31 protein-coding genes are annotated in these 24,038 nt (G+C 35.1%); 29 read left to right on the top strand and 2 right to left on the bottom strand.

What is annotated here, in order from left to right:
• Position 1 precedes the first annotated feature (1 nt).
• On the top strand, positions 2–559 hold the full coding sequence (gene gmhA, locus NAMH_RS08410) for a D-sedoheptulose 7-phosphate isomerase (protein WP_015902334.1): 558 nt from the start codon (positions 2–4) through the stop codon (positions 557–559).
• On the opposite strand, the gene murG is transcribed toward gmhA, so the two are convergent.
• On the bottom strand, positions 539–1,579 hold the full coding sequence (gene murG / locus NAMH_RS08405; protein ID WP_041361877.1) for an undecaprenyldiphospho-muramoylpentapeptide beta-N-acetylglucosaminyltransferase: 1,041 nt from the start codon (positions 1,577–1,579) through the stop codon (positions 539–541). The genes gmhA and murG overlap by 21 nt on opposite strands.
• 2 nt (positions 1,580–1,581) lie before the next feature.
• Positions 1,582–2,721 carry an FtsW/RodA/SpoVE family cell cycle protein gene (locus NAMH_RS08400; RefSeq protein WP_015902605.1) on the bottom strand — a complete coding sequence of 380 codons (1,140 nt, stop codon included), beginning with the start codon at positions 2,719–2,721 and terminating at the stop codon, positions 1,582–1,584.
• 180 nt (positions 2,722–2,901) lie between these two features.
• Here NAMH_RS08400 and flgB point away from each other — a divergent pair, with 180 nt between their 5' ends.
• The 28 genes from flgB to NAMH_RS08260 all read left to right on the top strand — a co-directional run bounded on the left by flgB (position 2,902) and on the right by NAMH_RS08260 (position 24,025).
• Positions 2,902–3,333, top strand: coding sequence for a flagellar basal body rod protein FlgB (gene flgB / locus NAMH_RS08395; RefSeq protein WP_012663817.1), 432 nt, complete (start codon positions 2,902–2,904; stop codon positions 3,331–3,333).
• Between the two features lie 9 nt (positions 3,334–3,342).
• On the top strand, positions 3,343–3,840 hold the full coding sequence (flgC, locus tag NAMH_RS08390) for a flagellar basal body rod protein FlgC (RefSeq protein ID WP_015902084.1): 498 nt from the start codon (positions 3,343–3,345) through the stop codon (positions 3,838–3,840).
• Between the two features lie 10 nt (positions 3,841–3,850).
• Positions 3,851–4,141 (top strand): flagellar hook-basal body complex protein FliE, encoded by a 291-nt coding sequence (gene fliE / locus NAMH_RS08385; protein WP_012663646.1) that lies wholly within the window; start codon positions 3,851–3,853, stop codon positions 4,139–4,141.
• Between the two features lie 71 nt (positions 4,142–4,212).
• Positions 4,213–5,847: a peptidoglycan D,D-transpeptidase FtsI family protein gene (locus NAMH_RS08380; protein ID WP_228368690.1), complete on the top strand. Its 1,635-nt coding sequence runs from the start codon at positions 4,213–4,215 to the stop codon at positions 5,845–5,847.
• A gap of 1 nt (position 5,848) precedes the next feature.
• Positions 5,849–6,940, top strand: a complete 1,092-nt coding sequence (locus NAMH_RS08375) for a mechanosensitive ion channel family protein (RefSeq protein ID WP_015902790.1) — start codon at positions 5,849–5,851, stop codon at positions 6,938–6,940.
• A complete protein-coding gene (locus NAMH_RS08370; protein ID WP_015901749.1) occupies positions 6,933–8,273 on the top strand; it encodes a hypothetical protein in 1,341 nt (446 codons plus the stop codon). The genes NAMH_RS08375 and NAMH_RS08370 overlap by 8 nt, the downstream gene beginning before the upstream one ends.
• Before the next feature lie 84 nt (positions 8,274–8,357).
• Positions 8,358–8,780 (top strand): Hsp20/alpha crystallin family protein, encoded by a 423-nt coding sequence (locus NAMH_RS08365; protein ID WP_015902267.1) that lies wholly within the window; start codon positions 8,358–8,360, stop codon positions 8,778–8,780.
• A gap of 108 nt (positions 8,781–8,888) precedes the next feature.
• On the top strand, positions 8,889–10,175 hold the full coding sequence (locus NAMH_RS08360; RefSeq protein WP_012663941.1) for an NCS2 family permease: 1,287 nt from the start codon (positions 8,889–8,891) through the stop codon (positions 10,173–10,175).
• A gap of 300 nt (positions 10,176–10,475) precedes the next feature.
• Positions 10,476–10,589, top strand: a complete 114-nt coding sequence (gene rpmJ / locus NAMH_RS08355) for a 50S ribosomal protein L36 (RefSeq protein ID WP_041361679.1) — start codon at positions 10,476–10,478, stop codon at positions 10,587–10,589.
• A 3-nt stretch (positions 10,590–10,592) separates the two neighbouring features.
• Positions 10,593–10,961: a 30S ribosomal protein S13 gene (gene rpsM, locus NAMH_RS08350; protein WP_015902620.1), complete on the top strand. Its 369-nt coding sequence runs from the start codon at positions 10,593–10,595 to the stop codon at positions 10,959–10,961.
• Between the two features lie 10 nt (positions 10,962–10,971).
• Entirely contained in the window at positions 10,972–11,364 is a 393-nt protein-coding gene (rpsK, locus tag NAMH_RS08345) for a 30S ribosomal protein S11 (protein ID WP_012663886.1), read from the top strand.
• 2 nt (positions 11,365–11,366) lie between these two features.
• A complete protein-coding gene (rpsD, locus tag NAMH_RS08340; protein WP_015902798.1) occupies positions 11,367–11,993 on the top strand; it encodes a 30S ribosomal protein S4 in 627 nt (208 codons plus the stop codon).
• Between the two features lie 13 nt (positions 11,994–12,006).
• Positions 12,007–12,999: a DNA-directed RNA polymerase subunit alpha gene (locus NAMH_RS08335; RefSeq protein ID WP_015901786.1), complete on the top strand. Its 993-nt coding sequence runs from the start codon at positions 12,007–12,009 to the stop codon at positions 12,997–12,999.
• Positions 12,999–13,367: a 50S ribosomal protein L17 gene (gene rplQ, locus NAMH_RS08330; protein ID WP_015902260.1), complete on the top strand. Its 369-nt coding sequence runs from the start codon at positions 12,999–13,001 to the stop codon at positions 13,365–13,367. The genes NAMH_RS08335 and rplQ overlap by 1 nt, the downstream gene beginning before the upstream one ends.
• A gap of 1 nt (position 13,368) precedes the next feature.
• Positions 13,369–13,665, top strand: coding sequence for a NifU family protein (locus tag NAMH_RS08325; protein ID WP_012663592.1), 297 nt, complete (start codon positions 13,369–13,371; stop codon positions 13,663–13,665).
• Positions 13,640–14,008, top strand: a complete 369-nt coding sequence (locus NAMH_RS08320; RefSeq protein ID WP_083757949.1) for a hypothetical protein — start codon at positions 13,640–13,642, stop codon at positions 14,006–14,008. Before NAMH_RS08325 ends, NAMH_RS08320 begins: the two co-directional genes overlap by 26 nt.
• Positions 14,009–14,024: 16 nt before the next feature.
• A complete protein-coding gene (locus NAMH_RS08315; RefSeq protein ID WP_012663830.1) occupies positions 14,025–15,257 on the top strand; it encodes a UDP-N-acetylmuramoyl-L-alanyl-D-glutamate--2,6-diaminopimelate ligase in 1,233 nt (410 codons plus the stop codon).
• A gap of 177 nt (positions 15,258–15,434) precedes the next feature.
• Positions 15,435–15,770 (top strand): (2Fe-2S) ferredoxin domain-containing protein, encoded by a 336-nt coding sequence (locus NAMH_RS08310; RefSeq protein ID WP_015901796.1) that lies wholly within the window; start codon positions 15,435–15,437, stop codon positions 15,768–15,770.
• A gap of 9 nt (positions 15,771–15,779) precedes the next feature.
• Complete coding sequence (panD, locus tag NAMH_RS08305; RefSeq protein WP_015902635.1) at positions 15,780–16,154, top strand: aspartate 1-decarboxylase; 375 nt, start codon at positions 15,780–15,782, stop codon at positions 16,152–16,154.
• Positions 16,154–16,441, top strand: a complete 288-nt coding sequence (locus NAMH_RS08300) for a YbaB/EbfC family nucleoid-associated protein (protein WP_015901848.1) — start codon at positions 16,154–16,156, stop codon at positions 16,439–16,441. The genes panD and NAMH_RS08300 overlap by 1 nt, the downstream gene beginning before the upstream one ends.
• Positions 16,438–17,334 carry a DUF7488 domain-containing protein gene (locus tag NAMH_RS08295; RefSeq protein WP_015902836.1) on the top strand — a complete coding sequence of 299 codons (897 nt, stop codon included), beginning with the start codon at positions 16,438–16,440 and terminating at the stop codon, positions 17,332–17,334. Before NAMH_RS08300 ends, NAMH_RS08295 begins: the two co-directional genes overlap by 4 nt.
• A gap of 3 nt (positions 17,335–17,337) precedes the next feature.
• The gene (locus NAMH_RS08290; RefSeq protein WP_012663478.1) at positions 17,338–18,183 is read left to right on the top strand and encodes a polyprenyl synthetase family protein; all 846 of its coding nucleotides are present in this window, start codon (positions 17,338–17,340) and stop codon (positions 18,181–18,183) included.
• Positions 18,183–20,039: a transketolase gene (gene tkt / locus NAMH_RS08285; RefSeq protein WP_015901804.1), complete on the top strand. Its 1,857-nt coding sequence runs from the start codon at positions 18,183–18,185 to the stop codon at positions 20,037–20,039. The genes NAMH_RS08290 and tkt overlap by 1 nt, the downstream gene beginning before the upstream one ends.
• Positions 20,036–21,130, top strand: a complete 1,095-nt coding sequence (locus NAMH_RS08280) for a pyridoxal-phosphate-dependent aminotransferase family protein (RefSeq protein ID WP_012663689.1) — start codon at positions 20,036–20,038, stop codon at positions 21,128–21,130. Before tkt ends, NAMH_RS08280 begins: the two co-directional genes overlap by 4 nt.
• Positions 21,130–21,945, top strand: coding sequence for an ATP phosphoribosyltransferase regulatory subunit (locus NAMH_RS08275; RefSeq protein ID WP_015902051.1), 816 nt, complete (start codon positions 21,130–21,132; stop codon positions 21,943–21,945). The genes NAMH_RS08280 and NAMH_RS08275 overlap by 1 nt, the downstream gene beginning before the upstream one ends.
• Complete coding sequence (locus NAMH_RS08270; RefSeq protein WP_187146603.1) at positions 21,932–23,179, top strand: adenylosuccinate synthase; 1,248 nt, start codon at positions 21,932–21,934, stop codon at positions 23,177–23,179. The genes NAMH_RS08275 and NAMH_RS08270 overlap by 14 nt, the downstream gene beginning before the upstream one ends.
• The gene (locus tag NAMH_RS08265) at positions 23,176–23,598 is read left to right on the top strand and encodes a flagellar FliJ family protein (RefSeq protein WP_012663662.1); all 423 of its coding nucleotides are present in this window, start codon (positions 23,176–23,178) and stop codon (positions 23,596–23,598) included. Before NAMH_RS08270 ends, NAMH_RS08265 begins: the two co-directional genes overlap by 4 nt.
• Positions 23,585–24,025, top strand: coding sequence for a Sua5/YciO/YrdC/YwlC family protein (locus NAMH_RS08260; protein WP_015902779.1), 441 nt, complete (start codon positions 23,585–23,587; stop codon positions 24,023–24,025). Before NAMH_RS08265 ends, NAMH_RS08260 begins: the two co-directional genes overlap by 14 nt.
• The last annotated feature ends 13 nt before the right edge of the window (positions 24,026–24,038 follow it).

Below are 24,038 nucleotides of genomic sequence, written 5' to 3'. Positions count from 1 at the left end.
AATGGATAATTTAAAAAAGTGTTTGCAAGAACATATACAAACGGCAAAAAAAACGGAAGACCTGCTTTCTTTGATTAAAGAGGCCGGGGAATTGTGTCTAAATGCTTTAAAAAACGGTAACAAAGTAATGCTTTGCGGTAACGGCGGAAGTGCGGCGGATTCTCAGCACATTGCGGCGGAACTTAGCGGAAGATTTAAAAAAGAAAGAATTCCTCTTGCAGGAATAGCGCTAACGACTGACACGTCGGCACTTACCGCTATCGGGAATGATTACGGGTATGAATATGTGTTTTCAAGACAGCTTGAAGCATTGGGTAAAGAGGGGGATGTGTTAATAGCCATATCCACAAGCGGTAATTCTCGTAATGTAATAAAAGCTATTGAAAGTGCTAAAAAAACAGGAATAAAAGTTATAACTTTAAGCGGAAAAGACGGCGGTAAAATGAAAGAAATGGGTGATGTGAATATTGTAATCCCTTCAAACGACACACCGAGAATTCAGGAAATGCATATTATGGTCGGGCATATGATCTGCGCTTTAATCGACGAAGGGTTTTAATATTTCGTCAACAATAAGTTTCGCCCCTTCTTTTTTATTTATTTCGGCTAAATTCTGAGATATTTTTTCCAAATCGGCGTTGAATATCAGACTTTCTATTTTTTCGATATCAATTTCGTCTTGTCTGATTACAAATCCGGCATTTTTATCTTCTAAAAACTTAGCGTTATAGTATTGATGATCTCCCGCGGCGTATGGATACGGAATAAAAAGAGCCGGAATTCGGTTTGCAGCAAGTTCAAAAAGAGTGGATGCTCCGGCTCTGCTTATCGCAAAGTCCGCTTTTGATATTTTTTGAACCAAATTCGGATCAAAGTCAAATACCTCAGCGTCAATTTTATTTTGTATGTAAAAATTTTTTATTCTTTCAAAATCCCTTTTTCCTGTCTGGTGGATGATTTGTATGTTTTTTTCTTTTAATTTAGGTGCGAGATTTGTCGCCAAATCGTTTATAGCCAAAGCTCCCTGGCTGCCGCCGAGAAAGATGATGGTTTTTAATTCTTTTCTTACTCTTGCCGTATCGAAAAAAATATTTTCAACCGGATAAGGGTCTTTATAAAAGAAAGTATTGAAAAATCTTTTGCTAAAAGGTTTTAAGAGTTTGTTGAGCGAGCCTATGTGTGCGTTTTGTTCATGAATAAATAAGGGGGTGAAGTTTAAAAGCGCGGCAAAACTCGCAGGTGCGGCAGAATATCCGCCTACGCTGAACACAGCATGGATGTTGTGTTTTTTTAGCAGTTTTTTTGCCCTGAATGAGAGTTTTAGGATGTGTATTAGCGAGTTTATTTTACCGAAGCCTTTTTTGTTTACCACACCGCTTGAAGGAAGAAAGTATTTGGCTTCAAATCCTTCATCGTTTTCAAACCACGCTTTGTCGGCACCTGATGTTGAACCGATGTATATTGGTTTTATGCCTCTTTTGTTGAACTCTTCTTTTATTACTTTTGCGATTTTCAGATGCCCTCCGGTGCCACCCCCGGTTATTGCAATTTTTTTAATTCTCAATTCTCCATTCTCCATTCTCAATTCAGTTTTGCTTTTTTGCTGATCATTAAAACCATTCCGATTGCGGTACAAAGAGCCACAAGCGAACTACCCCCGTAGCTTAAAAAAGGAACGGTAAGACCTTTAATCGGAATAAGTGATGTTACACCAAGACCGTTGAATATAAACTGGATCATAATAAGCGTTCCTACACCGAAAGCAAAAAGCTGGTACTCTTTTTTTTCGCTGCGGTTTGCGATTTTGTATATTCTGTATACGAGTGCGAGCATTAGTATAACTATAACGCTTATACCTATAATTCCCGTCTCTTCCGCAATTCCTGCTAAGACGAAGTCCGTATGCACGTCTGAGAGGAAACCTAATTTGAATATGCCGTTTCCGATTCCCTGACCGATGATTCCTCCGTGATAGATGGCGTTTAGCGACTGCTCAACCTGTCCGTAACTCATTGAACTTTCCACCGTAATATCCGGGAAAAAGTTGTTAGTCATCAGGTGAAGCCATGCTTTAAATCTTGCATATCTGTATCCGGAAGAGAGGATTGCGGCTATAAATACGAAAATACCTCCTGCTAAAATAATCGTAAACGTTTTAAATTTACCTCCTGCTATTAAAAGCAAAAATGCAAATAAAAGACCCATAACCATAACTTGTCCAAGGTCTGACTGATATGCCAAAATAAGATACCAAAAGCCTCCGAGTATTATGATGTAACGGATGATTAGCTGGAATTCTTCCTTTAGGGTTCTGTGACCTTTTACCTGTCTTGTGAAAGACCATGATAGGAAAAAAATTACACCTAATTTAAAAAACTCAACCGGTGCGAATTTAAAAGGACCTATTTTAATCCATCTTTTGGCTCCGTTAATCACGGGAGCAATGCTTTCAGGCAAAAAAGGCATGGCGATCACCAAAATAGCGGATATTATAAGAATACTCCAGCCTATTCTTTCAAACCACTTATCCGGATCAAGTTTGGCAAACCAGACCATTATCGCAAATCCCAATATTCCAAAACCGATATAACGCATTACAAAGTGATATTCGCTTAAATGCTTGGCATGTTCAAGGTAAACAGGCAGGGAATATGAAAAAAGAGCCCCGATTAGCATCAGTATACCGACAATTATGAATATAAGGGAGTCGACTTTTTGCAAATTTCACCTTTATGAAGTATAATATTGATAGAATTTTAGCATAAATAGGTTGTGAAATAGTTAAGTTGTGAAGCTGATAAGTAGGTAAGGTTGTATATGTTTATAAATTTGTTCGTAACTTGAACTTGTTTACTTAAAAATGGGAATGATTTTTGCTTATGAAAAGAAAAAGGAGTAACTGTGGCATTTGAGATCAGCAAAAGTTTTGATATCTTAGAAAAATCACTGCATTACAGAAAAATCAGACAGGATATGATTGCCAGCAATATCGCAAATGCCGATACTCCTTATTACAGACCTAAAGATATCAGATTTGAAGAAGCGCTGCAGGCTGAAGTTGATAAAAAGTTCAATATTAGAACTGCTCCAAAACTCGAGCTTGCAAAAACAGAGCCCGGACACATGGCCGCTCCTGACGAGAGTTCAGATGCTAAACCGATTGTGTTTTACAGAGATGGGCATTTGGCGAGAAACGACGGAAACAGTGTGGATATAGACGTTGAAACGACTGAAATGGCTAAAAACAATATAGCGTATAACGCTGCGATTCAGGCTTTGAGAAAAGATATCGATATCTTTAAAGCCGTAATAGATTCAAGCAAAAATATATAAGGGTAAATGATGGGATTTTTTAACAGTTTTGATATTTCCGGATACGGACTTTCGGCTCAGAGATTCAGAATTAACATAATTTCCGAAAATATAGCTAATGCAAACACTACAAGAACTGATGAAGGCGGACCTTACAGAAGAAAAGAGGTGATTTTTAAAGCCGTTCCGTTTGAAGAACAGCTAAATCAGGAAATAGAACAAAACTCTAAATTCCATCAATATGAAAACCCTCTTGATGAAGAAGGTGAAAATTACGCGGTGGCGAAGCCTCCGATTGAAACGGTTGTGGTTGACAAAGTGGTAAGAGACGATTCCAAACCTATTTTAAAATACGATCCGTCTAACCCGGATGCGGACGCAAACGGATATGTCGCTTATCCAAACATTAATCCCGTTATAGAAATGGCCGATTTATTAGAAGCTACACGTGCTTATCAGGCGAACGTAGCGGCGTTTCAGAGTGCGAAAACAATGGCGAACAGCGCTATTAATATTTTACAAAGTTAAGGAATAGGAAATGGCTTTTATAAATAAAGTTGAAAATACAAACAATATCGGAAATGTTGTTAATAATAAAAACAAAGCCGACGGCAGTTTTGAGGATTTGTTAAAAAAAGAACTCGACACAACAAACAATATGATGCAAAATGCCGAAAAAGCCGAAGCGGATATCGCTACAGGAAAAGTCGAAGATTTGGCAAAAGCGTCTATTACAATTCAAAAAGCGGAAATGCAAATGAAAATGGTTTTGGAAGTAAGAAACAAAGCCATTAACGCCTACAAAGAGCTTCTAAAAACACAAATTTAATGAAAAACACTAAAATCCCTATAATTTATATAATTTTTTTTCTTCTTGTAATGGCACTTTTCGGTGCCTTTTTGTTCTTTAGTGTTACCAAACCCAAAAGCTATTTCAATCCCAAAATAACAAAAATAGAAAGTGCGATAAGAGGAAGTATAAAAACCAAAAATTTCACTTTGGCGAAAAGTGAAAAAATCTACAGTGTGTATATAAACCCTACGTATATTGTTAGCGATAAAAAAAGAATGTTTATAGATCTTTTCAGTATATATACCGGAGTTGACAAAAAAACTCTTTACCGTAAATTAAGAAAACATACAAAAAGAATACTTTTAGCAAAAGTTGATTTAAAAACAAAGCAGCAACTTGTTTATCTCAGAAAAATTCTTGATTATTACAGGGTTTTTACTTCAATTAACGGCGTCAGAAGAGCGTATGATATAGAAAGTGTTGTATATATGGGAAAAAACAAATATGAGGCTCTTTTTAAAAGGCTTTATCCGTACGGTGATACGTTTGAGCCGTTTTTGGGAAGATATCTTAAAGATAAAGGAAGAGGCGATAACGGTATAGAAGATTATTACGACAATATATTACGTCCTCAAAAAAACGGTAAAATCGTAGGATACAGGGATGTAAGCGGAAATATAATTTATGATAAAAATTCGATTGTTCAATATCCTGTAAACGGTAAAGATATTGAGCTGAATATAAATCTTGTACTTCAAAGAAGAATAGAAAAACTTCTTGATGAAGCAAAATCCCTTTATCAGGCAAAAGAGGTAATGGCTGCCGTTATGGATTCTAAAACAGGTAAAATTTTGGCCATTGCCACGTCAAACAGATTCAATCCTTTACGTATAACCAAAAAAGACATACCGAATATGAAAATTAGCGCTATCAGATATTTATACGAACCCGGATCCGTTATGAAACCGATTACGTTTGCTATTTTGCTTGAAAATAAAAAGGTAAACCCTTATGAGGTTCTAAACGCATACAACGGTAAATGGAAACCTAAATGGAGAAAAACGTATATAAGAGATGACGACGCTTTTGCATGGCTTAGTGCCGAAAACGCTCTTGTATATTCAAGTAATATCGTAATATCGCAGCTTGCATTAAGACTCACACCCAAAGAATTTTACGAAGGGCTTAAAAATTTCGGATTTTCAAAATACAGCGGAATTGATCTGCCTTATGAGATAAAGGGTGTAATCAGGAGTTTAAGAGAGCTTAATTACCCGATTTATAAATCAACTACTGCATACGGGTACGGTATTATGGTGAATTTTATACAACTATTAAAAGCGTATAACGCATTTAATAATAACGGTATTGAAGTAACTCCTAAAATAGCCAATGTGCAAAGTGTTGCCAAACGTGTAATAAGTGCCAAAACCGCTAATGAAATGCTGAGAATCTTAAGAAAAATAGTTTTAAAAGGTACAGCCAAAAACGCATATATGGAAGATATCTTCACAGCGGGTAAAACAGGTACGGCACACGTAAGCGTTAATAACAGGTACGAAAAAATATATAATTCTTCATTTTTTGGTTTTGCAAATGATAAATCCCACAAATACACTATTGGAGTAACTTTTTTAGATATAAAAGCCCCCTTTCCTAATTACTTCGCTTCTCAAAGCGCTGTACCATTATTCAAAAAAATTGTTATAATAATGAAGGATGAAAAATTAATAGGGGATTAATATGGCTCAAAACCTTCCTCAAGCGCTGCTTGATTTGCTTAATTATCAATTTTTATCGTTGCCTATTTATAAAATATTAATAGCCTTTTTTATATTTTTTGTATTTTTATTTGCAAGAAAGTTTTTTACTTTAATAGTTTTGTCGTTTTTGAAAAAAGTAGTATCGAAAACTAAAACGGACGTTGATGATAAGTTTTTAAACGCTATACGTAATCCTTTAAGATTTTTATTTATTATTGCGGGTGTATATTTTCTTTTTTATTTTCTTGATGCAAACGGAGCTCTTTTAAATCATCTGCTTAAAGGTCTTTTGATATTTGATCTGTTTTGGATGATATATAATGTCATTACCGAGTTTGAGGAGTATGTATATCATTTATTGGGTAAATTCGGTAAAAGCTCTCGTGAACTCGCTTCGTTTTTAATAAAAATAACAAAAGTTTTTGTTGTGACTGTCGGTGTAGTCGCTCTTCTTCAGGATTGGGGTATTAATGTTACCGGCTTTTTGGCTTCGTTAGGTTTAGGTGGTTTGGCGTTTGCGTTGGCTGCAAAAGATACGGCTGCCAATATTTTTGGAGGCATTGCTATTTTAACCGATAATATTTTTAAAATAGGAGAATGGGTTAAAATAGGAAACGCAGAGGGAATAGTTGAAGATATTGGCATGCGTACGACTAAAATAAGGGCTTTTGACAAAAGGCTAATAGTAGTGCCTAATTCCGTAATTGCTAATTCAAATGTCGAAAATTTCAGCAGGCGTGACAGACGTAGGATTATGATGAGACTCGGATTAACCTACGATACTACGCTTGAAGTAATGGAAAAAATTCTTAATGAAATAAGAGAAATGCTTTTAAATCATCCTGATATACACAATGAGCCGATTTTGATATATTTTGATGAATATCAAGACAGTTCATTAAGTATATTTTGCTACTTTTTTACAAAAACTGCGGTTTGGGACGATTATTTAAAAATAAGAGAGGATGTTAATTTCAAAATAAAAGAAATAGTTGAAAAAAATGGCGCTTCATTCGCATTCCCTTCAAATAGTCTGTATGTTGAAACGCCAATAAGGATTGAACATGTTTAAAAAAATATATAAAAAAACATTGGGGTATAAATTATTTTTAGGTTTTTTGATTGGAATAGGGGTTGTGATTTTAGCGGTTTTATTAATGCTTACACCTATAGGCAGCGGTATTTTAAAAAAAGTAATTGAATCGAAAATAGACAGATACATACCAGGTGCTGAAATTACGTATTTGGATTATGGAGTTAATAATTTTTCTTTGGCTGCACAAAAAGGACATAATATTATAAAAGTTTACGGAGCCATTTTCCCTTTAAATGCAATGTTTGAAGGCAATGTGGAAAATCTTTCCGAATTATCACCTTATTATCAGGGAAAAATGAATTTAAGCGGTAAAATTTATATTGACAGAGATGATTTTGTTATTGAAGGCATGTCGTTTTTTGCAAACGGATATATGAATTTTAAAGTGAAATTAAACGATGATGTTAGTATTCATGCAAAAGGAAGCGATTTTGATTTGAAAAAGCTTCTTTATATTCTTAAGATAGATTATCCTTGGGTTGAAGGTAAAACCGATATACAGGTAAATAAAGAAAAAAATTCATTATTCAACGTAGAATTTAAAACTATAGGTGAATATAAAAATAGATTGGATACTGAATTCAAAGCCATAACAAACGTAAAAATGAAAAATAAAAAAGATTTAACATTCGAATCAAATATAAATGCTGATATTGGTAATATAGCTTTAAACGGACAGGTTCAAAAAGATAAATGGAATTACAGATTCAATGCTCAAAATATTGATTTATTGAAATTAAAACCTATATTATTATATCCGTTTCATACATATACTAATTTTACCGGAGTGTATGAGTCTTCTAATGACGTGCTGAAATTTAAAGGAAAAAATTTCCGTGGATTTGCCGATTCAAGAATAGAAATGACTTTTAAAATGGACGGTAAAGAGTTTTTTGACTATATAGGTGTTATGCAATTATTAAACGGAGTAATTTCCGGGACAATTAAAATAAATGAAAAATTCGGAACATTCGATATTGTAAGTAATGATACCAAATTCATAAAAAACAGTTTTACTAATAAAATAAGATATTTAACAGGTATTGATCTTTCGAAAGAAAATACCGGAAAAGTGTTTTTTAAAGGGCATTTTGATAAAAATCAAACGGTATTTGACATGTTGAGTACAAACCAAAACATATCTTTAAGTGTTAAAAAAGGTAAATTCACATATCCTGATAAATATGAAATCGTACTTTATTTAAGAAAAGGCAACAATGTATTTAAACTTTTACTTAAAAACGGAAATATAAGAGTTTTAGAAAAAAGAGACTTTAGGGAAAGAGATAATAAAATATTAGTCTTCTAATATCAACTTTCTTGACTTTTTCTCCTAAATTTTGTATAATAATAACGTAAAAATATTAGAATACATTCTTTAAAGGAGGGGACAATGTGGCCAACAGTATTTGATCCTTTTAAAGAATTACAAGATATCGAAAGAAGAATAGGTGCGGTTTTGAATACAAATAGACCTGTTCAAAAAGTTGAAGCTTTTACACCTGCGGTTAATGAAAAAGTTGATGAAAAAGGTTATTATCTTGAAATCGATCTTCCTGGAGTAAAAAAAGAAGATATTGAAATTTCAGTAAATGATGGAATTTTAACAATTTCAGGTGAAAGAAAACTTCAAAGAAAAGAAGAAAAAGAAAACTATACAAGAATCGAGAGCTTTTTCGGAAGATTTGAAAGAAGCTTCAAATTACCTGCGGATGCGGATGCAGATAATATTGAAGCTAAATATGAAAACGGTGTGTTAGTGCTTTATATTCCAAGACGCAAAAAACCGGAAGGTAAAAAAATCGAAATTAAATAATCTTCCACCTTCCATCTTCATCCTTCATGAAATAAGACTTATTTTGTAGCCATTTAATATCTATTTCATATTTGTTATAATCTCCTTGAAATAAATCAAGGAGGTTCAATGCTTGAAAAACTATTCAAACTCTCTGAAAAAAATACAAATGTTTCTACCGAGGTAAGAGCCGGATTTACGACATTTTTGGCTATGATGTATATCGTTCCTGTAAACGCAGGTATTATGAGTCTGACAGGAATGCCGTTTGACGCATTGATTACAGCAACGGCTGTTGTAACAATAATTGCGACTATCCTTAACGGATTTTGGTCAAATACTCCTGTTGCAATGAGTGTCGGAATGGGACTTAATGCGTATTTTACGTTCGGTTTGGTTAAAGGTATGGGAATTCCTTGGCAGACTGCTTTAGGAATTGTAATGATAAGTGGGCTTATATTCCTGGTGCTTTCATTTACGAAATTCAGAGTATGGGTGCTTGAATCTGTGCCTGTTGATATCAGACGTGCAATCAGTGCCGGTATAGGTGCGTTTATTGCGTTTATCGGTCTTCAGGGTATGAAGATTATCGTAAATAACGACGCAGTTTTAGTAGGGCTTGGTAATTTGCACGATCCGCATGTACTTCTTGGAATTTTTGGATTTGTAGTGGCTGCGATTATGTATGCATATAGGGTTAAAGGTGCGTTTATTTTTTCTATTATAATCACTTCAATCGTTGCATGGGTATTCGGACTTGCGAAACTTCCTGACGGTATAGTTTCACTGCCTGCAAGTATGTCTCCTATAGTATTTAAATTTGATTTAATGAGTGCTTTAACTTTATCTTTAATTCCAGTAATTATTACATTTTTAATTACGGATATGTTTGATACAATCGGAACTCTTGCCGGAATAGGTATGAGAGCTGGACTGTTTAAAGATGGAAGCAAAGAACTTCAAAAAACACTTGAAGCTGACGCGGCTGCAACTGTGATAGGAGCAGCACTTGGTACTTCAACAACGACTTCATTTATTGAAAGTGCGGCCGGGGTTGAAGAAGGCGGTAGAACGGGCCTTACCGCGGTTGTTACGGGACTGCTATTCATTACTACACTGTTTTTCTTACCTATATATAAAGCAATTCCGGAAAATGCGATTTATCCTATTTTAGTAATGGTTGGTGTATTGATGTTTAGTGAGCTTAAAAATATTGATTTTAAAGATACTACAATTGCAGTCAGTGCGTTTGTAACAATTATTTTAATGCCTCTTACTTATTCAATTACACTTGGACTTAGTGCCGGATTCGTTCTATATTTGATTCTGGCAGCATTTAGAAAAGAATTCGATAAAATCAATATCGGAACAATTACACTTGCAATTATTGGTTTAATGGCATTTATTTTTCATTAAAACAAAGAGCTTTGAGCTCTTTTCCTTTCTTTAAGGAAATAATAGAGCGAAAAAATTCCTCATTTTTCCTTTTTCACTTTTCACTTTTCACTTTGCTATATATTTATATGATATAATTCCATCCCCCTGAACGTAAAAGAGGTTTTGCAATTAGTTTAGAGAAGTAGTTAAGTTGTGAAGTGGATAAGTCGCTAAGGCACTTATCCGTAACATCGCAGCTGACTAATTGCAAGAGCTGGTCTTTGTACCTAAGGGGCGTTTAAACGGAAAACGTATTTTCCTAAAATTTAAGGAGAAGTTATGAAAGTTAGAGCATCAGTTAAGAAAATTTGCCCTAAATGTAAAGTGGTAAAAAGAAAAGGGATTGTAAGAGTTATTTGTGAAAATCCTAGACATAAACAAAGACAAGGATAAAACATGGCAAGAATTGCAGGGATAGACTTACCAAAAAAGAAAAAAATCGAGTATGCACTTCCATATATTTATGGAATCGGACTTACTACAAGTAGAAAAATTTTAAAAGATACTGGAATTGATCCGGAAAAAAGAGTTTACGAATTAACTGAAGACGAAGTTTCAATTCTAAACAAAGAAATTCAATCAAACTATATCGTTGAGGGTGAACTAAGAAAAATCGTTCAGCTTAACATTAAAGAACTTATGGACCTTGGGTGCTATAGAGGTTTAAGACACAGAAGAGGATTACCTGTTAGAGGTCAGAGAACTAAAACTAACGCACGTACAAGAAAAGGTAAAAGAAAAACTGTTGGCGCAAAAGCTAAATAAAGGGTGAGAGATGGCTAAAAGAAAAGTAACTAAAAAGAAAAAAATTAAAAAACAAGTTGGTCGCGGAGTTGTATATATTTCAGCGACATTCAACAACACTATGATTACTGTAACTGATGAAATGGGTAACGCATTATGCTGGAGCAGTGCGGGTGCACTTGGATTCAAAGGTAGTAAAAAATCTACTCCGTTCGCGGCTCAGCAGGCAGTTGAAGACGTAATGGCTAAAGCTAAAGAATACGGAATTAAAGAAGTAGGTATTAAAGTACAAGGACCTGGTGGTGGTAGAGAAACTGCAGTTAAAACTGTAGGTGCTATTGAAGGTATTAAAGTATTATGGATGAAAGACGTAACTCCGTTACCTCACAACGGATGTAGACCAAGAAAAAGAAGAAGGGTGTAACGATGGCAAGATATACAGGACCAGTTGAAAAAATCGAAAGAAGACTTGGAGTTAGCTTAGAGCTAAAAGGTGAAAGAAGATTAGCTGGAAAGTCAGCGCTTGACAAAAGACCTTACGCACCAGGACAGCATGGACAAAGAAGAACTAAAATTTCTGAGTACGGTTTACAGCTAAGAGAAAAACAAAAAATCAAATTCTATTACGGTGTACTTGAAAAACAATTTAGAAAATTCTTCCGTGAAGCAAACAGACAAGAAGGTAACACAGGGGAAAACCTAATCAAACTTCTTGAAAGAAGACTTGATAACGTAGTTTACAGAATGGGATTTGCATCTACTAGAAGATTTGCAAGACAGCTTGTAACTCACGGACATATTTTAGTAAACGGTAAAAAAGTAAATATTCCTTCTTACTTAGTAAAAGAAGGTGACAGAATTGAAATTAGAGAAAAATCTAAAAACAACGTACAAATTCAAAGAGCACTTGAACTATCACAACAGACTGGTATCGCACCGTGGGTGGACGTAGATAAAGAAAAACTTGTTGGTGTATTCCAAAGAGTACCAGAAAGAGAAGAAGTAAATATTCCGGTAGAAGAAAGACTAGTAGTTGAGTTGTACTCTAAATAATAGGGGCTAAAAAATGAATAAAATAAAAACAGAAGTTTTAATTCCAAGCGATGTTTCTTTCAAAGAAGAAGGAAACAAAGCTACAATCGAAGTATATCCTTTTGAAGCGGGGTTCGGGGTTAGCGTTGCTCATCCGATTAGAAGAACGCTAATTGCTTCAACTCCGGGTTTTGCACCTATCGCTCTTAAAATCGAAGGTGTAAAACATGAGTTCGACTCATTAAAAGGCATGCTTGAAGATGTTGCAAGTTTTATTATTAACCTTAAAAACATCAGATTTAAAATTAAAGAGGGCGATGAAGCAGTAGTTGACTATGTGTTCGTAGGTCCTAAAGAAATTAAAGGTAGCGATCTTGCTAATGATTTAGTTGATATTGTTACACCTAATGAATATATTGCAACATTAAACGAAGAAGCGGAACTTAAACTGACTTTAATTATCAGAAAAGGTATGGGATTCGTAGCCGTAGAAAACTTCAGAGATGAAATTCCAGAAGGATTTATCGGACTTGACGCATATTTCAGTCCGATTAAAAAAGTTGTTTACAACATTGAAAATATCTTAGTTGAAGACGATCCTAATTTTGAAAAAGTTATTTTTGAAGTTGAAACAGACGGACAAATCAGCCCGATTGATGCGTTTAAAAACGCAGTTAACAACTATTTAAACCAATTTAGCGTATTTTCAAAAGAATTCAAACTTGAGCAAAAAACGTCACAAAGCGTTGAGCTTGACGAAGTTTACAATGTACTTTTTGAACCAATTGAGAATTTGAATTTAAGAAGCAGAAGTTTCAATGCGCTTGACAGAGCAGGTATCAGATTTGTCGGTGAGCTTGTACTTATGGGTAAAGAAAAAATCTCAAATATCAAAAACCTTGGTACTAAATCTTTAGAAGAGATTTTTGACAAACTTGAAGAAATCGGATTCCCGTTAAATAAAACATTGCCGCTTGATATTAAAAAAGCAATTGAAGATAAACTATCACAACTTAAGGAGAATTAATGAGACATAAACACGGATACAGAAAGCTTGGTCGTGTTAGTGAACACAGACAGGCACTTCTTAGAAACTTAGCATGCGATTTAATCGAAAACGGTAGAATCGAAACAACAGTTCCAAAAGCGAAAGAGCTTAGAAAATATGTTGAAAAACTTATTACAAAATCTAAAAACGCTGATTTAAACACTCACAGATATGTTTATTCAAAACTTGGATCAAACGAAAGAGCTAAAGCGGCAACAAGAAAAGTAATAGAAGAAATCGCACCTAAATTCGAAAACAGAAAAGGTGGATATACAAGAATTATCAAAACAAGATTTAGAAGAGGTGATGCAGCTGAAATGTGTATAATCGAATTCGTTGGAGAATAAGATGGCTGAAATTCCTTTTTCTAATGAAGATTTAAAAGAAGCTGTGGCCGGCGTACTTGATGAAGTTAGGCCTATGCTTCAAATGGATGGCGGTGATGTTACGTTAATAGACGTAAGAAAACCGATCGTTTTCGTTCAATTACAGGGCGGGTGCGTAGGGTGTGCAAGTGCCGGTGCAACATTAAAATACGGTATTGAAAAAGCACTTAAAGAAAAAATACACCCTGAACTTGTAGTAATGAATGTACCTCATGGTTATGAGGATAAATTGGATGAGCTTGTCAAATATTCATTTTGATTTAAAAGAACTCCTTAAATCTGCTATTGAAAAGAAGGAGTACGGAAAGGTGAAGCTGCTTTTAGATAAGCTTTTAACCGATTCCTCCTCTTCTTTCAATCACGATGAAATAAACGGTATTTTATTCAGTGATGTTAAACTTCTTGTAAAAACAAAAGAAGACTTGGAAAATATACTTTTATCTACAAAAGTGATTTTTGAAAATAAAGAAGATCTTCTTGAATTTTTTGAAATGCTTTTAAACTACGGGTATAAAGAAAGTGCGATAAGTTATTTTGAAGAGTTGCTTTCAAATTTCAATGATTATGAACTTATAGACGGATTTAATACTCTTTTACAATAATGTGATATAATAAATCATGAACTACAAAGAACTTATACAAAAAGATCTTATTACTGACAATACAAAAGAGCTTAGTGAAGATAAGCTATTCTTAAAAACCAAACAAAATGAAAAATACTCTAAAGATATCTCAAAATATATTACTCCAAAAGAACTGATACAAAACTTAACCCTTAAAACAAAATTCATAGGAATTACAGGTACAAACGGTAAGACGACAACTGCGTTTGTCCTTGGACATTTATTGCAACAAGCCGGATACAGTGTAGGTATTCAGGGTACTGAAGGTTTTTATCTAAACGGTGAAAAAATTGAAGCCAAAACCCTGACGACTCCTCCAATATTCACAACGATTAAAAGAGCTGTGAAATATGAGCCGGATTTTTACATTATGGAAGTAAGCTCTCATGCAATAGTGCAGCAAAGGATAGAAGGTATTGAATTTACGGCTAAAATACTGACTTCATTCTCGCAGGATCATCTTGATTATCATAAAACAATGGAAGAATACAAAAGAGTTAAAGAAAGTTTTTTTCGGGATGAAACCGTTAAAGTTTTCAATGGAAAACTTTTAGTGAAAAATGAAAAGTGTAAAGTGAAAAGTGGAGGGTATGAATTTAATTTAAACTGTAAGAATTTATATGTTTTGGAAAAACCAATAGTAGATGATATCCCAATGGCAGGCGAGTTTAATAAGATGAATTTTTCATTAGCCTTGAAAACAGCTTCGTTGCTTACAAACTCTTCACTTTCAACTTTTAACTTTTCACTTTTTGAGGGTGTTCCCGGAAGAATGGAAATAGTTTCGAAAAAGCCTCTTGTTATAATTGATTTTGCGCATACTCCGGACGGTATGGAAAAAGTACTAAGCGCGGTGGAAGGGAAAAAGATTGTTGTTTTCGGTGCAGGAGGAGACAGGGATAAAGATAAACGCCATCTGATGGGTGAAGTTGCAGATAAATATGCAGAATATATAATTATTACGGAAGATAACCCGAGATGTGAAGATTCAAATGAAATTTGTAAAGAGATCGCTAAAGGTATAAAAAGCATACCGTATAAAATAATATCAAATCGAAAAGATGCTATCAAAGAAGCTGTAGATATAGCTAAAAAGAAAAATTATACACTAATGCTTTTAGGCAAAGGTGATGAAAACTACATACAGTACTGTGATAAAAAAATTGATTATAGTGACAGGGAGACGGTTAAGAAGTTGTTAAGTAATAAAGTTGTTAAGGTTAATTAGGGTTGTTATGATTATTAAGTTATTGAGGTTGTTAAGGTTTGTTAAAGTTATAAAAATTTATTAAAGTTGTTAAAAATATAAAAAACTTAACTAACCTTAAAAACTAAAAATCTAATTATCTATTTGTAAAATTAATAAAAATATGATATAAGTCGCAAAAAAATTAAGGAGCGTAATATGCAAATGCCAAAACCAAAAAATGTAATCTATATGTGTCAGGTTAAAAGACCGCCAAGTTTTCCAAAACCAAGCTGTGTTAGAGAAGGAAAAGAAGATCTTTTTCAATTCACTCAGCAAAAAATGATGGAAATGGGAATTGATCCTATGGTAAACTGGATAGTGCCTACAGGGTGTCTTAACAGATGTAACTTCGGACCGGTTATGATGGTGGAGCCTGGTCAGTATATGTATGTAGATCTTGATAAAGAAAAAATTGAAAAAATATTAAAAGAACACATCATCGGTGGAAATCCGGTAAAAGAATATTTAATTCCGGAGGAATTCTGGGCATAAGGATATAAAATGACAATTGAAATGCTTTATTCCAAAATCCACAGAGCTACGGTAACGGATGCTAATTTAAACTATGTCGGCTCCATTACCATCGACGAAGAGCTGATGGAAGAAGCGAACCTGCTTGTCGGGCAAAAAGTGGACATTGTTAATATCAACAACGGTGAAAGATTTTCTACTTATGTTATAAAAGGGAAAAGAGGCAACCGTGATATATGTCTAAACGGAGCCGCGGCAAGAAAGGTTCATCCGGGCGATAAAATAATAATAATCGCTTATGCAAACATGACACCCGAGGAAGCTAAAAATTTCAAACCTGCAGTGTTGATTGTTGATGATAATAACGATATAATTGAAAAAACAACTTATTTGCAGGAGGGGTAATGTTTGGTAATGTAGATTTAAACGAAATGCTCCAAAAAATTCAAGAGCAAATGCAAGAAGCCGATAATAAAATATATACCGCAACAAGCGGAGGGGGGCTTGTGGAAGCGAGTGTAAACGGAAAATTTGAAGTAATAGATATTAAAATAGACGATTCGCTTTTGGAAGACAAAGAATCGCTTCAGATTCTTTTAATGAGTGCGATAAACGACGCTATAAAAATGGCTGTGGAAGATAAAAAATCACAGGCTCTGAATATGTTTGGAGGTTTAAATATAGGACAATGAAAAAATTAATATTTTTTATCCCTCTTTTTCTTTTAGCGTCAACTTATCCGGATTTCAGACCCTGCTTGGTTAAATACTCTTTTGTAAAAAATTCTGTCCCTGTAACTAAAACAAAAAGTGTCACTTTTAACAAAAAAAACTGCATAAACTACGATCCTTTTACGGGTATGTGTATTATTAAGTCAAATAATAAAAGAAAAATTAAGTTTTTCGATAATGCGAAGCTCGGATGGTGGGCGGCAAGCATTAAACACAATGAAATATACGTAGGCAATTATGCAAAAGATGCTTTGTTTTTTTCTCCCGCTTTGTTAAGCGTTAAAACTGTTAAAAACAGCGTGGTTACCGATATGTTCTGCAGAGCGATCGGAATCGGAAGAGGTGACGGATTTATAAAAAGCGATATGATTAAGCATTTTGTAAAATACGGATATTGGGGAGATGCAGGAATTGAGGTTGATGAAAATATGAAAATTGTCAGTTTCGATCCGTTTTATATAAAAGGCATAAAAACGGGTGAAAAATTAGAAAAAATCAATTTAAAAAAAGCCACTCCCGAGATTTTTACAAAAACGATTTTAGAAGGCGTAAAAGGTAAAAAAGTAGTTTTGTGCATAGACGGTAAAAAAGTAAATATTAAAATAAGAAAGAAAAAATATCTTTATACTCCACTTGAACATTTCGGAATATCGGTAAACGATCATCTTGTAATTACAAAACTTCCTAAAAAACTTCAGCAGATATATTTTATAAAACCAGGTGCTAAAATAATAAAAGTAAACGGCGTCGAAATTAAAACTTTTGAAGAGCTTAAAAAAGCACTCTCAACTTACAAAAATGTTACAATTTCATTAGAACAGCAAGGTATAACAGCTACAATACCATTAAGGTAGGAAATGGAAGATTTTATAAAAAAAAATTTAATAAAGGCACCGAGTTTTCATCCGTATTATGAAAAAGCTTTAAATGAAATGTTGTTGGCAGGAGGTAAAAGATTCAGGCCGAAACTCTTGCTCTCAGTCGTAAAAGCGTATGAGCCGCTTTTAGTAGAAAATGCAAAATATGCGGCTTACGCGATTGAGCTTATACACACATATTCATTAATACACGACGACTTGCCTACTATGGACAATGCCGATCTTAGACGCGGCCATCCTACGCTTCATGTAACGTATGATGAAATTACCGCATTATTAGCCGGGGATGCGCTTAATACATATGCGTTTGAGGTTCTTTCAAAATCTCCGTTTAGCAGTGATGTTAAAATTGAACTTATTAAAATTCTCAGTGAAAACGCCGGAGCCGGCGGTATGGTTTTGGGGCAGGCAATAGATTGTTATTTTGAAAATAAAAAACTGAACTTGGATGAACTTAAATTCCTGCATCTTAATAAAACTGCGAAGTTAATTGCGGCAAGTTTGCAAATGGGAGCGGTTATCGTAAATTTAGATAAAAAACTGCAGGAAAAATTATATAATTTCGGAATTGATTTGGGAATTCTTTTTCAGGTGCAGGATGATATACTGGATGTGACAATGAGCAGTGAAGAAGCAGGTAAGACTACCGGCGTAGATGAAAACAAAAATACGTTTGTAACACTTTTGGGGCTCGATGGCGCTTTAAAAGAAGCGGATGTTCTTGCTCAGAGGTTAAAAAATGAAATAAGCGGATTTGACGAGAAACTTAGAAAAGAATTAGAACCGATACTCGAAAAATATTTATACAGACATAAGGAGAAATAATGAACTTAAGAAAAAAAATGGCGGATACGATCAGATTTTTAGCTGCCGATATGGTGCAAAAAGCAAATTCGGGGCATCCCGGTGCGGCTTTGGGGCTTGCTGATATTATGACGGTGTTTAGTGAAGTAGTAAATATCACTCCTCATAATCCGGAATTTGTAAACAGAGACAGGGTAGTGTTCTCAGGTGGGCATGCGACTCCTCTTATTTATTCAATGCTTTTCCTTTGGGGGTATGACATTACTTTGGATGATCTGAAAAACTTCAGACAATTAGGAAGCAAAACCCCGGGACATCCGGAATTTGGTCATACTCCTGGAATTGAAGTAACTACCGGACCTCTTGGGCAGGGTGTGGCAAATGCGGTTGGATTTGCAAAGGCTAAAAAGTTTATGAGTCTTAAATTTCCGGAAATAAACCACAAAGTATGGTGTTTTTGCGGTGACGGGGATTTGGAAGAAGGAATTTCTTATGAAGCATGTTCTTTAGCAGGGAAACACAAACTTGAAGATTTAATAATTATATACGACAGTAACAATATTTCAATCGAAGGCGAAGTAAGTATAGCTTTTGATGAGGATGTTCAAAAAAGATTCGAATCACAAGGATTCAGAGTTCTTGAAATGAACGGGCACGATTATGAAGATATTGAAAAAAAATTAAACGAAGCCAAAAACAGCGACGGAAGACCTACTTTAATTATCGCCAAAACAGTAATAGCAAGAGGAGCGGTAGGGCTTGAAGGAAGTGAAAAAACCCACGGTGCGCCTTTAGGTGAGGATGTAATTAAAAAATCAAAAGAAGCCGCGGGATTTGATCCTGAAAAAACTTTCATTGTTCCTGAAGACGTACTTGTAAGATTCAGATGTGTAAAAGAAAGAGGAGAAGTAATTGAGGCTGAATTTAATAAAAAAGCAAATGCAGGAGAAATTAAAGCATTTTTTGAAAAAGACTTCAGTAAAATCAAATGGCCTGAATTTGAAGAAGGCGCAAGTATCGCTACAAGAAAAAGCAACGGTGAAATTCTTAATGCCATAGCTAAAGCGGTTCCGAGTTTCCTCGGTGGAAGTGCGGATTTGGCACCGTCAAATAATACGATTCTTAAAGATGAAGATGATTTCCCACACGGAAGAAACCTGCATTACGGAATCAGAGAACATGCAATGGCGGCAATTAACAACGCATTCAGCGCATACGGATTTTTACCGTATGCCGCTACATTTTTGGTGTTTAGTGATTATTTAAGAGGCGCTCTTAGAATTGCGGCGCTTAGCAGCCATAAAAACTACTGGATTTTTACTCACGACAGTATCGTAGTAGGTGAAGACGGCCCTACTCATCAGCCGGTTGAACATATTACTTCTTTAAGAGCAATTCCGAATCTATACGTATTCAGACCTGCAGACGCCAATGAAAATGTAAACGCATGGAAAGCGGCACTTGATATCGATGCTCCTGTAGTATTTGCGTTAAGCAGACAGGGGCTTAGAAACATAAGTCCTAAAGACGCGGATTTAAGCAAGGGTGCATATATTTTAAGAGAAGGAAACAGCGATATTACACTTGTAGCAAGCGGAAGCGAAGTTAATCTGGCTGTAGATGTTGCAAAAAGACTTGATGCGAGAGTTGTAAGTGTTCCTTGTTTTGACTTGTTTGACGAGCAGGATGAAGAATTTAAATCGTCTCTTTTCAAAGGCAGAGTAATCGCAATAGAAGCAAACAGAGCATTTGAATGGTATAAATACGCCGATGAGGTAATAGGAATGAATACATTCGGTGCAAGCGGTAAAGGCGGTGATGTATATAAACATTTCGGATTTGACGTAGATGCGATTGTAGAAAGGATTGAAAAATGATATTGGCAACTCCGGGACCTGTTGAAATCCCTTATTTTGTAAGGGAGACTTATCTTAGAGATACAATTCATCACAGAACTCCTGAATTTAAGGAGATTCTGCTTGATACTTTAAACAGATTCAAAAACATTACTAAACTGCCTTACAATGTGTTTTTAAGCTCTTCCGGAACGGGTGCAATGGAAGCGGCTGTAATTAATACCGTAAAAAATAAAGCATTAACTGTAAACGCCGGGAAGTTCGGTGAAAGATGGGGTAAAATATGTAAAGCCCACGGTATAGAATTTAGTGAAATCAAATACGACTGGGATACTCCGGCACTTGTTGATGATGTTATTGCGGCCATTAAAGAAGATGATTCAATTGATACGTTTTTTATTCAGATTAGTGAGAGTGCGGGAGGACTTAGACATCCTGTGGAAGAAATTGCCGCAGAAATAAAACTTATAAATCCTGACATTATCGTGGTGGCTGACGGAATTACAGCTCTTGGTGTGGAAGATTTGGATACAAGTAATATCGATATCGTAGTGGGAGGAAGCCAAAAAGCATTTATGCTGCCTCCGGGCCTTTCAATGCTTGGACTTAGCGATGCTGCGGTTGAGAGAATCGGAAGCGGCAGAGGGTTTTATTTTAATCTCGCAAACGAAATTAAAAAACAAAGCGAAGGAACGACAGCCTTTACTCCGGCAACGGGGCTTATAATCGCATTAAACGAAGTACTGAAAAAACTTGAAGACATCGGGCTTGAGAGACACTATGAAAATACCGCGAAAAGACACAATGCAATGCTTGCGGCAATTGAAGCGATAGGACTTAGTATATTCCCTCAAAACCCGGCAAGATCAATGGCTGCAGTTTACAGCGAAAAAGCTGAGGAAATAAGAAAAATACTGAAAAACAAATACGAAATCAACGTAGCGGGCGGTCAGGACCATATGAAAGGCAAACTTTTCAGAATCAATAACATGGGGATTATAGAGGATAATAAAATGGCATATATATTAAATTCTTTAGAATTGGCGCTTGAAGAGCTCGGAATCAGAAAGTATGACGCTACGGCAGTAAAAATATACAGTAAAGAGAAATAATGATATTAAAACACGACATACCTCAGGGGGCGAAATTATATTTCGGTAAAGAAGCTAAAATAAAAAGAGAAATAGAAAACATTGCGGCGGAAGTTTTTGAAATACTCGAATTTGAAGAAATTGTTAGTCCGTTTTTTTCTTATCATCAGTTAGAGGCGCTGGATGAAAAGGAGCTTATAAGATTTACGGATGAAAAAAACAGGTCTTTGGCACTGAGAGGTGACAGTTCTATTGACGTTATCAGACTTGTTATCAAAAGACTTAAAAGCGAAGCTAAAAAATGGTTTTACATTCAGCCGGTATTCAGAGCGCCGAGTAATGAAATGTATCAAATAGGGGCTGAGAGTTTAGGCGGTGATTTGGTTGAGATATTAAAAGTCAACAAGCTTATTTTTGAGAGACTCTCAAAAGATTACACACTTCAGCTCTCACACATAAAAATACCTCAAAAAGTGGCGGAACTTACGGGACTTGATATAGAAGATATTAAAAAGATGAGACTTTATAAATTTAAAGAAGAATGGCTAAACAAACTCGTTTCAATTCATAAATTGGAAGATCTGAATAATTTAGAAGTGTTTCCTGAGGAAATAGCCGCTTATTTAAAAGAGCTTAAAAGTGTGGCCGAAAAACATGAAAATGCTATAATTGCACCGTTGTATGTAGCGAATTTAAGATATTACACAGGTGTTTTTTACAGATTTTTAAAAGATAACACCATTTATGCAAAAGGCGGGGAATACGTGGTAGAGGGTGAAAGAAGCGTTGGATTTTCAATATATACGGATAATTTATTAAAGGATATTAATGGTTGATTTGATAGTCGGACTTCAATGGGGAGATGAAGGAAAAGGGAAAATTGTTGATTTGGTGGCAAAAAACTATGATATAGTAATCAGAAGCCAGGGTGGACACAACGCCGGCCATACCGTGGTGGTGGACGGTAAAAAATATGCACTTCACCTTCTTCCGAGCGGTGTGCTCAATCCAAACGCCACAAACGTAATCGGAAACGGGGTTGTTGTATATCCTAAACAGCTTATTAAAGAAATCAGAAGTTTTGAACACAATATAAAAGAAAAACTTTTAATTTCTGACAAAGCTCATATGATACTCGACCATCATATTGCAATAGATCAGGCAAGAGAAAAATTAAGAGGCAAAAACGCAATAGGAACAACAGGAAGAGGTATCGGTCCCGCGTATGCCGATAAGATTGCAAGAGTCGGCGTAAGAATGGGAGAGCTTAGAAACATTCCTAAACTTATTGAAAAACTTGTACATTATTATGAAATGAATAAAGGGTATTTTGATTATCTGGGAATAGAAATTCCAAGTATTTCCAAACTTGAAGAAGAGCTTAAAGAATATAAGCAAGAATTAGGGAGTTTAATTACAAACACTACCCAGTATCTTTGGGACAATATGGATAAAAACATGCTTCTTGAAGGTGCTCAGGCTACGCTTCTTGATATAGACCACGGAACATATCCTTATGTTACAAGCTCGAATACAATCGCAAGCGGGGCGCTTACAGGCAGTGGGATAGCACCTAAAAACCTGAATAAAGTAATAGGAATAGCAAAAGCATACGCTACAAGAGTCGGAAACGGACCTTTCCCTACGGAAGATGATGGTAAAGCAGGCGATAAAATAAGAGAGCAGGGCGGAGAGTACGGTACAACTACAGGAAGACCTCGAAGATGCGGATGGTTTGACGTGGTTGCTGCAAGATATGCGGTAACTCTTAACGGATGTGACGAGGTTGCTGTTATGAAGCTTGACGTGTTAGACGGATTTGATAAAGTGAAAGTGTGCGTAGGGTATGAAATTGACGGAGAAAAAATAGACTATTTCCCAAGTGAGCTTGACGATGTAAAACCTGTATACGTTGAGCTTGACGGATGGGACGGCAGTGTACACGTGACTAAATGGGAAGATTTACCGAAAAATGCGCAAAAATATATTGAATTTATAGAAGAAAAAATAGGAACCAAAATCAAATACGTCTCAACCGGAGCGGAAAGAAACGCAACGGTAATTAGATGAAAACAAAGTTTGATAGCGTCGTAAAAGTAAAAAAACAAAAAGTCGATGCTATTGAAAGAAATCTTCAAAAAATAAACGTTTCTATTCAAAATTTAAACACCAAAATCGAAGAGCTTACAAAAACTCTTCTTTCCTTTACTTTTCCAAAAGAAGGAAACTTCGCACTTCTTAATCAAATCAAACACCAGCAGCATATTATAAGAGATGAAATTCAAAACCTTAAAAATCAGATTATGGTTTTAGAGAGCCGCAAAAAAGAACTTCTTGAAGAGCTTAAAAAAGCGAATATAGATTATGAAAAAATGAAATACCTCCAGGCTGAAGAGATTAAAAAAATGATAAAAGAAAAAAAACTAAAAGAGTCAAGAGATTTGGACGAAATAGCAATATTACTAAGGAAAAACGGTGAATCCGAATAAAGTTTATTTAACTCAGACAGATACAACAGTCGGGTTTTTGTCACAAGATAAAAAGAAACTCAATAAAATAAAAAACCGCCCCTTAAACCAGCCGGTATTAAGAGAAGTTGACAGTTTGGAAACACTTAAAAGATTCGTAAGAGTTCCGGGCAAGTATAAAAAAATGCTAAGAAGAGCAAAAAAAACCACGTTTATTTTTCCAAACGGAGAGAGTTACAGGGTGGTAAAGGATGAAAGACATTTGGAATTTTTAAAAAAATTCAAATGGATGTATTCAACTTCCGCAAATCTACACAAAAAACGTTTTGATGAGGTATGGGCAAGGGAACAGGCGGATATTATTGTGGAAGATAAAAGGGGATTGTTTGAGGGAGAACCTTCATCTATTTTTAAATTATCAAAAAATAAAATTAAAAGAATAAGATAAAATTGAGAATGGA

This window comes from Nautilia profundicola AmH, assembly GCF_000021725.1.
In the GTDB taxonomy this organism is placed as follows: domain Bacteria; phylum Campylobacterota; class Campylobacteria; order Campylobacterales; family Nautiliaceae; genus Nautilia; species Nautilia profundicola.
Note: the sequence above shows the minus strand (reverse complement) of the source record. Positions and strands in the feature narration are given on the sequence as shown.